The sequence below is a fragment of the Qipengyuania sp. Mu-71 genome (assembly GCF_036867055.1).
Lineage (GTDB): Bacteria > Pseudomonadota > Alphaproteobacteria > Sphingomonadales > Sphingomonadaceae > Qipengyuania > Qipengyuania profunda.
This window is the reverse complement of sequence record NZ_JBAJHR010000001.1, coordinates 157,950-170,066: the sequence shown is the minus strand read 5'-3', so window position 1 is coordinate 170,066 and position 12,117 is coordinate 157,950. Positions and strand designations below refer to the sequence as shown.

At 65.6% G+C, this 12,117-nt stretch carries 22 protein-coding genes; 12 read left to right on the top strand and 10 right to left on the bottom strand.

The features are described 5' to 3' along the window. Position 1: 1 nt before the first annotated feature. Genes V6B15_RS00810 through V6B15_RS00795 form a run of 4 tightly spaced genes read left to right on the top strand, consistent with a single transcriptional unit; the run spans position 2 to position 1,175 of the window. The gene (locus V6B15_RS00810) at positions 2-307 is read left to right on the top strand and encodes a hypothetical protein (RefSeq protein WP_334199671.1); all 306 of its coding nucleotides are present in this window, start codon (positions 2-4) and stop codon (positions 305-307) included. 22 nt (positions 308-329) lie between these two features. Further along, positions 330-557, top strand: a complete 228-nt coding sequence (locus tag V6B15_RS00805; protein WP_334199670.1) for a DUF2945 domain-containing protein — start codon at positions 330-332, stop codon at positions 555-557. Then, the gene (locus V6B15_RS00800; protein WP_334199669.1) at positions 557-751 is read left to right on the top strand and encodes a DUF3008 family protein; all 195 of its coding nucleotides are present in this window, start codon (positions 557-559) and stop codon (positions 749-751) included. The genes V6B15_RS00805 and V6B15_RS00800 overlap by 1 nt, the downstream gene beginning before the upstream one ends. Beyond that, complete coding sequence (locus V6B15_RS00795; protein ID WP_334199668.1) at positions 729-1,175, top strand: DUF1810 domain-containing protein; 447 nt, start codon at positions 729-731, stop codon at positions 1,173-1,175. Before V6B15_RS00800 ends, V6B15_RS00795 begins: the two co-directional genes overlap by 23 nt. A gap of 19 nt (positions 1,176-1,194) precedes the next feature. On the opposite strand, the gene V6B15_RS00790 is transcribed toward V6B15_RS00795, so the two are convergent. Then, positions 1,195-2,469 carry a dipeptidase gene (locus tag V6B15_RS00790; RefSeq protein ID WP_334199667.1) on the bottom strand — a complete coding sequence of 425 codons (1,275 nt, stop codon included), beginning with the start codon at positions 2,467-2,469 and terminating at the stop codon, positions 1,195-1,197. Positions 2,470-2,537: 68 nt separating this feature from the next. Here V6B15_RS00790 and V6B15_RS00785 point away from each other — a divergent pair, with 68 nt between their 5' ends. Both V6B15_RS00785 and V6B15_RS00780 read left to right on the top strand, forming a co-directional pair. Next, on the top strand, positions 2,538-2,828 hold the full coding sequence (locus V6B15_RS00785) for a DUF427 domain-containing protein (RefSeq protein WP_334199666.1): 291 nt from the start codon (positions 2,538-2,540) through the stop codon (positions 2,826-2,828). Positions 2,829-2,862: 34 nt separating this feature from the next. Then, a complete protein-coding gene (locus V6B15_RS00780) occupies positions 2,863-3,261 on the top strand; it encodes a DoxX family protein (protein ID WP_334199665.1) in 399 nt (132 codons plus the stop codon). 4 nt (positions 3,262-3,265) lie between these two features. Here the strand turns inward: V6B15_RS00780 and V6B15_RS00775 are convergent, their stop codons facing one another. Both V6B15_RS00775 and V6B15_RS00770 read right to left on the bottom strand, forming a co-directional pair. After that, positions 3,266-3,517 (bottom strand): SWIB/MDM2 domain-containing protein, encoded by a 252-nt coding sequence (locus V6B15_RS00775; protein WP_253521981.1) that lies wholly within the window; start codon positions 3,515-3,517, stop codon positions 3,266-3,268. A 25-nt stretch (positions 3,518-3,542) separates the two neighbouring features. Beyond that, a complete protein-coding gene (locus V6B15_RS00770) occupies positions 3,543-4,127 on the bottom strand; it encodes a YbhB/YbcL family Raf kinase inhibitor-like protein (RefSeq protein WP_334199664.1) in 585 nt (194 codons plus the stop codon). Between the two features lie 221 nt (positions 4,128-4,348). Here V6B15_RS00770 and V6B15_RS00765 point away from each other — a divergent pair, with 221 nt between their 5' ends. Then, a complete protein-coding gene (locus V6B15_RS00765; protein ID WP_334199663.1) occupies positions 4,349-5,782 on the top strand; it encodes a S41 family peptidase in 1,434 nt (477 codons plus the stop codon). Next, entirely contained in the window at positions 5,779-6,117 is a 339-nt protein-coding gene (locus V6B15_RS00760) for a DUF962 domain-containing protein (RefSeq protein ID WP_334199662.1), read from the top strand. The genes V6B15_RS00765 and V6B15_RS00760 overlap by 4 nt, the downstream gene beginning before the upstream one ends. On the opposite strand, the gene V6B15_RS00755 is transcribed toward V6B15_RS00760, so the two are convergent. The 5 genes from V6B15_RS00755 to V6B15_RS00735 form a co-directional block, all read right to left on the bottom strand. After that, complete coding sequence (locus tag V6B15_RS00755; RefSeq protein ID WP_334199661.1) at positions 6,114-6,566, bottom strand: DUF3429 domain-containing protein; 453 nt, start codon at positions 6,564-6,566, stop codon at positions 6,114-6,116. The genes V6B15_RS00760 and V6B15_RS00755 overlap by 4 nt on opposite strands. Then, complete coding sequence (locus V6B15_RS00750; RefSeq protein ID WP_334199660.1) at positions 6,566-7,000, bottom strand: COG3650 family protein; 435 nt, start codon at positions 6,998-7,000, stop codon at positions 6,566-6,568. Before V6B15_RS00750 ends, V6B15_RS00755 begins: the two co-directional genes overlap by 1 nt. After that, the gene (locus V6B15_RS00745; protein WP_334199659.1) at positions 6,997-7,914 is read right to left on the bottom strand and encodes an alpha/beta hydrolase; all 918 of its coding nucleotides are present in this window, start codon (positions 7,912-7,914) and stop codon (positions 6,997-6,999) included. The genes V6B15_RS00750 and V6B15_RS00745 overlap by 4 nt, the downstream gene beginning before the upstream one ends. Positions 7,915-7,927: 13 nt before the next feature. Then, the gene (locus V6B15_RS00740) at positions 7,928-8,377 is read right to left on the bottom strand and encodes a PaaI family thioesterase (protein WP_334199658.1); all 450 of its coding nucleotides are present in this window, start codon (positions 8,375-8,377) and stop codon (positions 7,928-7,930) included. A gap of 180 nt (positions 8,378-8,557) precedes the next feature. Continuing rightward, a complete protein-coding gene (locus V6B15_RS00735; protein ID WP_334199657.1) occupies positions 8,558-9,136 on the bottom strand; it encodes a fasciclin domain-containing protein in 579 nt (192 codons plus the stop codon). A 259-nt stretch (positions 9,137-9,395) separates the two neighbouring features. On the opposite strand from V6B15_RS00735, the gene V6B15_RS00730 reads away from it, so the two are divergent. Further along, a complete protein-coding gene (locus V6B15_RS00730; RefSeq protein WP_253521959.1) occupies positions 9,396-9,638 on the top strand; it encodes a DUF2061 domain-containing protein in 243 nt (80 codons plus the stop codon). A 37-nt stretch (positions 9,639-9,675) separates the two neighbouring features. Here the strand turns inward: V6B15_RS00730 and V6B15_RS00725 are convergent, their stop codons facing one another. Continuing rightward, entirely contained in the window at positions 9,676-10,020 is a 345-nt protein-coding gene (locus tag V6B15_RS00725) for an HPF/RaiA family ribosome-associated protein (protein WP_334199656.1), read from the bottom strand. A gap of 233 nt (positions 10,021-10,253) precedes the next feature. Between V6B15_RS00725 and V6B15_RS00720 the strand changes: the two genes are divergently transcribed. The 3 genes from V6B15_RS00720 (at position 10,254) to V6B15_RS00710 (ending at position 11,575) form a co-directional block, all read left to right on the top strand. Beyond that, positions 10,254-10,820 carry a hypothetical protein gene (locus tag V6B15_RS00720; RefSeq protein ID WP_334199655.1) on the top strand — a complete coding sequence of 189 codons (567 nt, stop codon included), beginning with the start codon at positions 10,254-10,256 and terminating at the stop codon, positions 10,818-10,820. A gap of 56 nt (positions 10,821-10,876) precedes the next feature. Continuing rightward, a complete protein-coding gene (locus V6B15_RS00715; protein WP_334199654.1) occupies positions 10,877-11,353 on the top strand; it encodes a YaiI/YqxD family protein in 477 nt (158 codons plus the stop codon). 93 nt (positions 11,354-11,446) lie between these two features. Then, complete coding sequence (locus V6B15_RS00710; protein ID WP_255358288.1) at positions 11,447-11,575, top strand: hypothetical protein; 129 nt, start codon at positions 11,447-11,449, stop codon at positions 11,573-11,575. A gap of 73 nt (positions 11,576-11,648) precedes the next feature. Here the strand turns inward: V6B15_RS00710 and V6B15_RS00705 are convergent, their stop codons facing one another. After that, on the bottom strand, positions 11,649-11,801 hold the full coding sequence (locus V6B15_RS00705; RefSeq protein ID WP_197458160.1) for a hypothetical protein: 153 nt from the start codon (positions 11,799-11,801) through the stop codon (positions 11,649-11,651). Positions 11,802-12,117 lie beyond the last annotated feature (316 nt).

Sequence of the window (12,117 nt, the reverse complement as noted above, 5' to 3'; positions counted from 1 at the left end):
CATGCAAGGCGAAGAAATCCACGTCACCGACACCGAAGCAAGCGGTGGGTCGAAGGAAGGCGTTGTGCGCTGGGTGCTGGCTGGCGGCCTGCTGCTGGCGATCCTGTTGCTCTCGATCACCTGGATCGTGCCTGCGCTGAGCACGGGCGATGTCGAGGAGGAAGGCACGGTCAGTGGCCAGATCTCCTCAACGGAAGATGACGGCGACGCCACCGACAGCATCATCACCGATCTGGGCGACGACCAGATCGCCACACCCGATGACCAGGCAACCACCGAAGACGGCCTCGAAATCGTCGAGAATTGAGCGCCGGCGAAAGAGAGGTCGCATGAGCAATCCGAACAGCTTCCAGACCGACCAATATGTCGAATGGAACTGGGGTAACGGCACAGGCCGGGGCCAAGTGAAGGAGCGTTTCGAACGCGAGGTCACCCGCACCCTGCAGGGGACCGAAGTCACCAAGGACGGCGACGGGGACAACCCCGCCTATCTCATCAAACAGGAAGACGGCGACAAAGTGCTGAAACGCGGTTCCGAGCTGTCGGAGCAAGACTGATGCCTGCACAATCCAAAGCCCAGCAGCGTGCCGCCGGAGCGGCGCTTTCCGCCAAGCGCGGCGACACCAAGGTCGGCGACCTCAGGGGCTCATCGAAGGACATGTACGATTCCATGACCGAAGAGGAACTGGAAGATTACGCCTCGACCGATCTCGACGGCCTGCCCGAGCATGTCGACGACGACGACGATTGAGCCTGCGGGCTTCGCGCATTTCCTGACCGCACAGGACGGCGGAGTTTACGAGCGGGCGCTCGATGAAATCCGTGCCGGGGCGAAGACCAGCCACTGGATGTGGTTCGTCTTCCCGCAGATTGCCGGGCTCGGCAAAAGCGCCACCGCGCGCAAGTTCGCGCTTGCCGATCGCCGCGCAGCACGCGCCTATTGCCGCCACGAGGATCTGGGTCCGCGGCTGTTCGAAGCGACCGAAGCGATGCTCGACTGGGCCGGCACGATGGACGCCGAGGATATCCTCGGCGCAGTCGATGCGATGAAGTTCCGCAGTTCGATGACGCTGTTCGAAGCGGCGTGCGACGACGAGGATACCCAGGTTTTTGCGCACGCGCTCGACCAGTTCTTCGGCGGCGAGCGCGATCCACTGACGCTCGAGGAACTGTAAACCGCGCGCTGGCGGGGGCCTATTCTGCCCCGTCGCGCGGTTCGCCCGCCGGATATTCATACGGCGGCAGATCAGTCGCACTCGCCGCATAGGCTTCCGCCGCGCGCATGACGCGCATCATGTTGCGCGAGGCGATCTTCTCGAGCTCGGCTTGCGTATAGCCGCGCCGCGCGAGTTCGACGAACAGCGCCGGATAGCCGGTGACATCCTCCATCCCGATCGGGCCGGTGGGCATACCGTCATAGTCCCCGCCGATGCCGATATGGTCGATCCCCGCCACCGCGCGGATATGGTCGATATGGTCGGCCATGTCCGAAATGGTCGAAACCGGCGCGCGGTTCTGCGCGTCCCATTTGGCCAGCTGCGCTTCGACCGTGTCGGGCAGCCCCGGGTAAAGCGCCTTCAGCCGCGCTTCTTCACCAGCGCGATCGGCCGCATGGGTGCGCAGGTCCTCGGTGACATACCACGGCAGCGCCACCACCATCACGATTCCGCCATTTTCGGGCAGCCGGGCAAGCACGCCGTCGGGCACATTGCGCGCGTGGCCGTTGATCGCGCGCGCACCCGAATGGCTGAAGATCACCGGGGCCTGCGCGGCGTCGAGCGCATCGGTCATCGCCGCATCGCTCACATGGCTGAGATCGACCAGCATGCCGATACGGTTCATCTCGCGCACCACATCCATGCCGAAGGCGTTGAGCCCGTCATGCTGAGGCGCATCGGTCGCGCTGTCGGCCCAGCTCAGCGTCTTGCCATGCGTCAGCGTCATGTAGCGTGCGCCCATATCGTACATCTGGCGCAAGACTGCGAGGCTCGAGCCGATCGAATGGCCGCCTTCCATGCCGAGCAGCGAGGCAATCCGACCTGCCGCCATCGCTTCCTCGACATCATCGGCGGTCAGCGCGAGTTGCAGCGCATCGGGATAGCGCGCGATCAGCCGCTTGGTCACGTCGATCTGCTCGACGGTGGCCTGCACCGCTTCGGCTTCGGGCAGGTTGGCGCTGACATAGACCGACCACCACTGCGCCCCGACCTCGCCCAGGCGCAGCCGCGCGAGATCCGAATGCATCGCTTCGCGGCCATCGCGCGCGGTATCGAGCGTATCGCGGAAATCGAAGCTATTGATCACATTGCCCAGCCGGGAACGCAGCTGGATGGGTACGTCGTTGTGCCCGTCCCAGACCGGCGCCGCTTCGAGCGCGGCAGCGGCGGTGCGTTCGGCCTTGTCCTGCGCCAACGCCGGGGTTCCGAAGGAGAGAGCGGCAGCGGCGGAAGCGAGCAGGAAATGGCGCATGAACAGGAACCCCTTGATGTAGTATGCCCCGTCCTAGCAAAGAGGCGCGGCAAGGAAAGGCCCCAATCATGACCATCACCGCCCGCTGGAACGGCGAAACGCTGGCCCGCAGCGACGACACGCTCGTCGTCGAAGGCAATCACTATTTCCCCGCGGGCGATGTCATGCGCGGCGTGCTCGTACCGAGCGAGACGACCAGCCATTGCGGGTGGAAGGGCACGGCGAACTATTATTCGATCAATGCGGGCGGCGCGATCAATACCGACGCTGCCTTCTACTATCCCGAACCGCTGGAAGCCGCCGCCGCGATCAGGGACCGGATCGCCTTCTGGAAAGGCGTCGAGGTGATCGAACTGTGACCATCCTTCGGGCGATTGCCGGAGGTTCGCGCGCGTGATCCGGCACACGCTGCGCTGGCTGCTCGCGGCCTTCTATGCCTTCGCGGGATATGTGCACCTCGCCAACCCGGCCCCGTTCCTGTCGATCATGCCCGCATGGGTGCCCGCGCCCGAGGCGGTGGTGTTATGGACCGGGATCGCCGAATTGCTGGGGGCGGCGGCGCTGGCGCAATGGGCCAGCCTGCCGCTGCGCCGCGCGGGCGCCATCGGCCTCGCGCTTTACGCGGTGTGCGTGTTTCCTGCGAACATCCATCACTTCGCGCTCGATCTGGCGCGCCCGGGTGGGGGGCTCGGGCTCGGCTATCATGCGCCGAGAATGATCGCGCAGCCGCTGGTCGTGTGGCTGGCGTTGTGGACCGGCGGCGTAACGGACTGGCCGCTGCGCCGCCGGTAACACCTTAGCTCATGTGCTTCGAGACGGCGCCCGTCATCTTGAACATCGAGATCTGTTCCTTGCCGATCACCGCGCCGAGCTTGTCGTCGGGGTTGATCATGCGCCGATCCTTGGAATCCTGCAGGTCGTTCGCCTTGATGTGATCCCACACCTTGGAGGTGACCTGGGCGCGGGTCATCGGACCCTTGCCAACCACGGTTTCCAGTTCCGGCGAAAGATTCACCGGCTTCTGCAGTGCGTTGTTCTTGCCAGCCATGACAGTTCCTTTCCTTGGCTATGCTTCAATCGACGTCGCCAAGATCCTCGACATCCAGTTCCTCGACCTCATGGCCTTCGAACCGGGCTGTCAGGACCGCGGCGGCGGTTACATGCCCGTCAAGATTACGGACGAGTTCTTCGAGCGTCGCCCCCGGCATCAGCGTGAGCGGGAGGTCGACTGCAAAAAGCTGAAAGATATAGCGATGCTCTTCGCCCAGCGGCGGATCGGGCAGCAGCCATTCCGAATTGCCGTGGGAGTTCTTGCCGGTGCGCGGCGGGGTTTCGCCTTCCATCAGCTTGCCCTTCTGCGGCGGCAAGCCCCAGACGGTCCAATGGACGTGCCCCTTGTCGGCATCCTCGACGACCAGCACCAGCTCGTGCGCGCCCGGCGGCGGCGCGGTCCATTCGAGCGGCGGCGCGACGGCGTCTTCCTCGACCGCGGTAAAGGAAGGATCGAGTTCGCCCTCGTGACGGAATGCTGCACTGGTCAGGGTAAAGCCGCCCCGACCGAGCACGCGCTCTTCGGCAACCTTCTCCAGCGTGAGCGTATGCCCGATGGCACCTCCGCCAACCGCATTCTGAACCCAGGGCGCAACGCCGCTAGCCATGAAAACTCCTGTATTTGCGCCACTGCGGCGTATTCCGGTCGACCTTTAAGGCATAGCTGCGGGCGACAAACCATCCCGCGATCCGAAATTTGCACCGTTTTTGAGGGAAACCGGGGCTTGCCAGAGACCATTCGCGCCCTTGCTCGCCCCCGATTTAGCCGTCATTGATCGTGACCGATGCCTTCGGGGGGACCGAGGGACGGGATCAGGAGAGGAAGCACATGGGTCTGGGTCGCACCATTTTCACTGCAACACTGGCATTTTCGCTCGCCGCATGCGGCGGTGGAGACAGCTCGAGCAGAGGCGGCAGCGGCTCCGGAGGCGGCGCGGTCGGCGGCGGTGGTGGCGGTTCCTCCGACGATTGCACGCTCGCCAGCCGGCAGGACTGGACGCTGGGGCAGATGGATGAATGGTATCTGTTCCCCGACTTGCTCGACCGGACCGTGAACGCGGGAAATTTCAGCTCGGTCCAGGGTTATATCGATGCGCTGGTCGCGCCGGCCCGGGCGCAGGACCGCGATCGGTATTTCACCTACATCACCTCGATCGCCGAAGAGAACGCGCTGATCAGCAGCGGGTCCAACGCCGGTTTCGGGGTGCGCCTGGGCTATGATACCGCCGCCCGCCGGGTGTTCGTGGTCGAGGCTTTCGAAAATGCCCCCGCCTTCGCGCAAGGCATCGACCGCGGCAGTGAAATCATCGCCATCGGCGGACAGACCGTCGCCGCGCTCATGGCCGACGGCGGTGCGCAGGCGGTGGTCGATGCGCTCGGCCCCAGCGATCCCGGCGTGACCCGCCAATTGCGTATCCGCCAGCCCGGTGGCGGAGAGGTTACGGTCGGGATTACCAAGACCGAATATGCGCTCGATCCGATCTCCGATCGCTATGGCGCGAAAATCCTCGACAATGGCGGGACCAAGGTCGGCTATATCAATCTACGCACCTTCATCATCGACGATGCCAAGGCCCAATTGCGCGATGCCTTCGCCGTATTCCGTGCCGAGGGCGTGACGCAGATCATCCTCGACTTCCGTTACAATGGCGGCGGGCTGGTATCGGTCGCGGAACTGCTTGGCGACCTGCTCGCGGCGGACCGGACCGGACAGGTTTTCAGCAAGACGACCTTTCGCGATTCCAAAAGCGACTTCAACGAAATCGCCCGCTTCGCCGCCGCACCGCAGGCTATTGCCGCAACCAGGATCGCAGTGATCGGCACCATGGGGACCGCGTCTGCCAGCGAATTGGTGGCCAATGCCTTCATCCCCATCCTGGGCGACAACATCGCGCTGATCGGCACCGATACCTATGGCAAGCCGGTCGGGCAGATCGCCCGCGACCGGTCGGCCTGCGACGACCGGCTGCGCGTGGTCGCCTTCCGCTCGGTCAATGCCGATGACGGGGGCGATTACTATTCGGGCCTCGCCAGCGTGATGCCGCAAACCTGCCGCGCGAGCGACGATATCCTCACCCCGCTGGGCGACCCGGGCGAAGCCTCGATCGCCACCGCGCTCGATTTCCTCGCCGGACGCAGTTGCACCGCGATCGGCGCGGCGGCGGAAGGTATCGCCGAAAGCCGGGCAGCACCCGCCAAGCGCGAACTGGTCATGCCGCAGGCTCCCTCGCCCGCTCAGATCGAAATCCCGGGGCTGCAATGACCGAGCGGCGCTACACCACCTTCGCCGACTTCTGGCCGTTCTACCTGCGCGAACATGCGCGCCCTGGAACCCGCGCGTTGCATTACATCGGCACCTCGCTGGTTGTCGCGCTGGGCGTGGCAGCGCTGGCGACGGACAAGTGGCTGCTATTGCTCGGCATGCCGCTGGCCGGGTACTTCTTCGCCTGGATCGCGCATTTCGGGCATGAGAAGAACCGCCCGGCGACCTTCACCTATCCGCTGTGGAGCCTGCGCGCCGATTTCCGCATGTGGTGGATGTGGCTGACCGGCAGGCTCGGCCCCGAACTCGAGAAGGCCGGCGTCACCAAGCGCTAGGCAACCGCTGCCGCCATCGTCATCAACCCGAGGCCGAAAGACAGCGGCACCCGCAGCGGCATCCACCAGCGCGGGGCGAGCGGACCCAGTCTGGCATCGACACCCAGGCTGACCAGCAGCGCCCCGCTGAGCATGGCCAGCGAAGGTTCGGGCCATTGCCAACCAAGCGCCCATGGCACGAAACCGGCCAGCGCCACGAGGCTCGGCAGCACCGCCGCAATCCATACCCAGCCAAGCGTGTTGCGCCGCTGCGCCGCGGGGGCCGCCGCCGCGATCCCCCACCACATCCCGCCGAGGAACGACAGGATCAGCGCAGCATAGGCGAAGGCCAGCGCCTGCGCGGGTTCGCGCCATTCCGCCGGACCCGCATAAAGCACCCCGACGCAGGCCAGTTGCGGCAGCAGGCCGGCGCGGCCAAGCCAGCGCGGCAAGGCGGGGGCAGTGTCCATCAGGGCAGTTCCGGCTCGTCGTAGGGCTGGCTGTCGGTCCAGGCGCATCCCTGGCGCTGTTCGTCTCCCACAAGCAAGGTCGCAGTGTAGGGATAGGTCCGGTCGCTCATCCCGTCCGAACAGTCGCCCGGCGTGATCATCAGGTCGAACGCCGCCCCGTCGAGCCGCCCGCTGATACCCAGCCCGTTATTCCCCGCGAACCGCTCGACCGCGAACTCGCTGCCGTCCGGGTTCTCAGGGGTGGCATAGAGCGCGAGACCGCCTCCGGCCGCGCCGTTCCAGAAGGGTTCGGTGCCGATGTAATGAACCACTTCGCCTGCACCGATGCCCGCGAAAGTGCCGGTGGCGAGGCCCTCGGGCACATCGCCCGAACCGGTGTTGCAGGCGGCCAGGAGCAATGCTGGCAAGGCGGCGAACAGGATGCGGGTGGTCATACGGTCTTCCCGTGCTGGCGGATGAAATTCGCGGTTTCGGCGCGTGCGCGCTTGCCTTCGGGGACAGGCAGCAACATCCAGACGTGAAACATATCCTCATACTCGCGATAAAGGTGGTCGGGCATGCCCACTTGCGCCAGCTTCCCGGCAAGGCGGCGCCCGTCGACGAGCAGGATGTCGGCGGTGCCAGAGAAGATCGCCATCGGGGGCAATCCCTCCAGCGGTCCGAACAGCGGGCTGACGCGCGGATCGTCGATTGCCAAATCGCCGCGATACATGTCGCCGCAGGCCTTGAGCCCGCTGACCGCCAGCATCCCGTCGCGCGGTTCGATTTCGCGCTGCCCTTCGGCGGTGGCCGTCGCATCGAGCCAGGGCGAATAAAGCACCAGGCTGCCCGGCAGCGGCTGATCCGCGTCCTTGAGCATCTGCGCCAGCGCCAACGTCATGCCGCCGCCCGCGCTGTCGCCCATCACGGTGACATGGTCCGCGCCATAGCGCTCGGCCAATTCGAGATAGAGCGAGCGCATCGCCTCGAGCGTCTCGTCCGCCTTGTGTTCGGGCGCCAGCGGGTAAAGCGGTACGGTCGCCGAGGCGCCCAGCCGCTCGCACAGATCAGCCACCGCGTCCCAATGCACCGCGGCGATATCCATCACATAGCCGCCGCCATGGAGATACAGCAGATGCGGCGCGCCGGGCTGGGCCCCGCCCTTGGGTTCGAGCGTGACGACCGGAAACCCGCGACTGCCATACTCGCGAATATCGAAGCGCTTGTTCCATTTCGCACGCGGGCGAACCGGCTTGGCCGCACGGAGCTTGGCAATCCGTTCGTCGAACTTGTCGGGCTGCGAGAAGAACCGCTTGATGCCGAGCAGCGGCAGCGCGAGTTTGACGAGGCGGGCACGAATACTGGTCATATCTATCTTTCCTTCAGGCCCGACCGGACCAGTCGTGGCTCAGCAGCTTGACCGTGACGCGGCCCGTGGCGACCAGCCCGCCATCGGCATCGTGCATCGGGACTTCGGCGGCGTAGCCCGCGCTGCCCTTGCGCTCGAGATCGACCTCCAGCGCGGCAATATGGCTCTCGGTGAGTTCGTATTCGCCGGTGACATCGCTGGCCGCCATGCGATGAAAGTCCACCGCGATGTCCTTGATGATCGGGAAATGGCGCGCGGTGTCGAGGATCGAGATCCCCGGCCCTGCCGCAATCGCTTCGGCAAGCACACAGAAGGCGCCGAGATACATCACGTCGACATGGTTGGCATTGCCATCGAGCGGCATCAGCAGTTTCGAATATCCGCGCCGCTCCTCAATCCGGCGCATCCCGGTGCGCTCGACAAAGGGTACGCTGTAAACCGGCTTCTTGGCGACTACGCCCATCGCTGTTCTCCTCTCGCCCGCGCAAGACGCTAGCGCGCCGCGCTGCAGGTGCAAGCTTCGAAGCAGGCATATACCGATGTGCGGGCTTGGGATGGCGCGTCGGCGACGCTGAAGAAAAGCGCCCACGAAAAAGGCGGCCCCGTAAAGGAGCCGCCTTTCGCGAGTAACAGTGCGATTGCCTTACTGCGGCATCAGCACGGTATCGATGACGTGGATCACGCCGTTCGAGGCGGCGACGTCGGTCGCGGTGACGGTGGCGGTGCCGCCGGCGGCATCGGTCAGTACGACATTGCCGTCGACCACGGTCGCGGTCAGCGTGCCGCCATTGACGGTGGCGATGGTGTAGCCAGCATCGCCTGCATCGGTGATCGCCTGCGTCAGCGTGGCTGCATCCACATGGCCTTCGACCACGTGGTAGGTGAGGATGTTGCCGAGCGTTTCGGTGTCATTGGTGGTGAGCTCGGTCAGCGTCGCCTCGGGGATCTTGGCGAAGGCATCGTTGGTCGGCGCGAAGACGGTGAACGGGCCGTCACCCGACAACGTTTCGCCCAGGCCGGCGGCGGTCACCGCGCTGACGAGCGTCGAGAAAGTCTCGTCGTCCTGTGCGACTTCGACCACAGTGCCGGCTTCGGCTTCTGCATTGGCCATCTGATCGGCAGTGGCGGTGTCTTCATAGGCAGCGGTTTCGGCCGGTTCTTCGGCGCAGGCGGCGATAGCCAGCGATGCGGCCGAGGCGAGCGCGATGGTAAGCTTGTTCATATCCATTCCCTTTATTCGGTAGTCGTGAGCATTGTCACAGCCGACGGTTTCCGGCTGCTGCTTCAAGATACGAACGCTGCACCGGTCCGGATGTTTCGAACTTGGGCAAAAATAAGGCAAAGCGGCTGGGTTGCGCGAGCAATGGAGGGTCGAAGCGCGACGAATGCGTCTTGGCGCGCCCTTGATGGGAGCGAAAAGCGATTACTCTATGCGCCATTCATCGTTTCAATCGATCAAACGGCACTCCTATCTGCGGTGAATGAAACGCAACCTGTCCAAGACGCTGAGCTTCCTCGTCCTCCACCTGCTGGTCGGGTTCACGGTCGCCTACCTGTTCACCGGGTCGGTAATGCTTGCGGGCGGGATCGCGCTGGTCGAACCGCTGGTCAACGCGGTGGTGTTTTTCTTCCACGAACGCGCCTGGGAGCAGAAGGACCGCCCCGCGCTACTCGATGTCATGCTGCACCGCCACGGGGCGGAGGAACGCTCCGTCCCCGGCTGACACACGCAGCCCGGGCGGAGCGCGCTCGCGCGACCGCTTACAACACCTTGTCGGGCCGCGGGTCGTGGCTGTGCTTGGACTCCTTGCCGAAGTGCCGTTCGAGCCGCTGGCTGAGCGTCGCCGCAGCCTTGCGTGCGGCATCGTCGACCTTGGCCGCGTGTTCGGTCACGCCGATCGCCTTGCCGCCGCGCGGGCGTGCCTCGATCGTGCAGGCCTTGTCGTCCGCCCCGCCCTTCGCACCGTTTTCGTCGCGCACGTGGATCTCGATCCGCGTGAGCCGGTCCTCGAACCGCGCCAGCTTCTCGCGCACACTCGCCTCGATGCGTTCGGCGACGTTCTCGGTACCCATGACCGAAGAGTCGGAATTGAACTGGACCTGCATAGTGGAAGGCTCCTCTCGTTGTTGTCTTGCCTGACCTCGAGATGGGGATTGGCGCGCGTGTTTCCAGCGGTTTGATGGAACGGGCGGAACGCGGTGCTGCGATTGGACGACCCGGCACGCAAGGCGATCACTCTGCCCGCGCGCGCCGCCGCCAGCCCCGCAATTGCCAATCCGCCCCGCAAACGGTACACCGGTGTCATAGCCCGTTTGGGGCGCTGTTTGGGGACAGGATCATGCGTATCGCTCTTTGGTGTCAGACTTCCGCCGCGCTGGCATTTGCCGCCGGCATCGCCGCCTGTTCGCCCGCGCCCGCCGATGAAGCGGACGAGGCCGCGGTCAGCGACAGCGCGATCCTCGCCGAGGGGCCCGAAGCGGTGATTACCGAACTGGCCGCGGGCGATATCCCCGAGGGCGCACGCGCCGCCGCGCTCGAGGCAGTGCCGGGCATGAGCTTCGCCGGGGCCGAGCGCAAGGAGCGTGGCGGCATGGTATTCTATGACGTCGAAGGCACGCGCGCCGATGGCAGCGAGGTCGAACTCGACATGCTGGTCGAGGACGGCGTGTTCCGCGTGGTCGAGATCCAGCGCGATCTCGCCTGGGCCGATGTACCCGCACCCGCGCGCGCCGTGGCCGAGGCCGCGCCCGACATGTTCACTCCCGTCCGCGTGATCGAGAGCGTGCAGGAAGACGGCGCGGTGATCTACGAGCTGTTCCGCGAAGGCCAGCCGGGCGAACCCGCCGCCGAGGTGAAGCTGGCCGACGGCAAGGCCGAGATGCTCACCGAGCGCTGGGCCTATTGATCCATCCGCCGATCGCAGGGCTGGTTCGCGCGCGCGCCGATGGCTAGGCAGGCGCGATGCCCAGCCCCAGCCCCACAGCCGCCCCCGTCACGATCCTGGTCGATGCCGACGCCTGCCCGGTGAAGGAGGAGATCTACCGCGTCGCCGAACGCTTCGGCGCCGAGGTGCGCGTCGTCAGCAACAGCCCCTTCCGCGTACCGGTGAGCGCGCGGGTCAAGCGCGTGGTGGTGTCCGACGGGTTCGACGCCGCCGACGACTGGATCGCCGAGCATGCGGACGCTCACAGCGTGGTCATCACCGCCGACATCTTGCTGGCCGAGCGCTGCCTGAAAGCGGGCGCGCGCGTGCTCAAGCACGATGGGCGCGCCTTCGACGCCGCCAGCATCGGCAGCGCCGTGGCCACCCGCGCGATCATGGAAGACCTGCGCGCCGGGATGGACGGAGTGGGTGGCGGCCCCCCGCCCTTCAGCAAGGCCGATCGCTCCAACTTCCTCCAGGCGCTCGACCGGGTGATGGTGGAGCTGCGCCGCTAGCGCGCGGCGGCTGCCCACGCGAATAAACGCGCTTTGTCCGGCGCGCAGGCGTAGGAGCATGGCCGGGGCATTCCGCCCCGATTGGAACCACGCATGTCCAAGGGACAGAAATCGAACCGCGAAGCCCGCAAGCCCAAGAAGGAAAAGGTCAAGACCAACGCCTCGCAGCCGTCGCAAAAGCCCGGCGCGATCAGGGGCCTGGAGAATATGAAGAACAGCTAGCGGATGCGAGCGGGCGGCGGGCGCAGCCTGTCCCCCGCCGGTCCGCCGCGGCGCCGCCGCAAAGCGGCGCGCGCTAGGCCTTCTTCGCCTTATGCGCGGCAATCGCCTCGTCGATCGCGACAATCCGCTGCCGCTCGGGCGTGCCCTTGGCCAGCCCCTTGAGACGGCAGGTCGCCCACAGCTGGCGGCGTTCGGATTCGAGGTTCTTGAGATAGAGATCGGCCATGCCCGCGCATATGGGCGTGTTGGGGACCGGTGGCTAGGGGGCGTGAGGCCCAGTGCACTGACCCCGGAATTGCGGAATTGCTGCCGGCGCTGGCCCGCGTGCCGGTGAAGCGCGCACGCGGCCAGGCGGCATGTAGGACAAGTGGAGGATTTGCCCCCTGCCAGTCCCATCACATGGACCGCATGGACGACAGTCCATTGCGAAAAAAGTCCGGGAGCGCACGCGGGCGCCTGGCGGAGCGGTTTCGCGAGGGGCCGGAGCGCGGGCATGGCGTGCAGCAAAACAGGTTTGCGCGGAGTAGGAAAGCCCTCGGGTG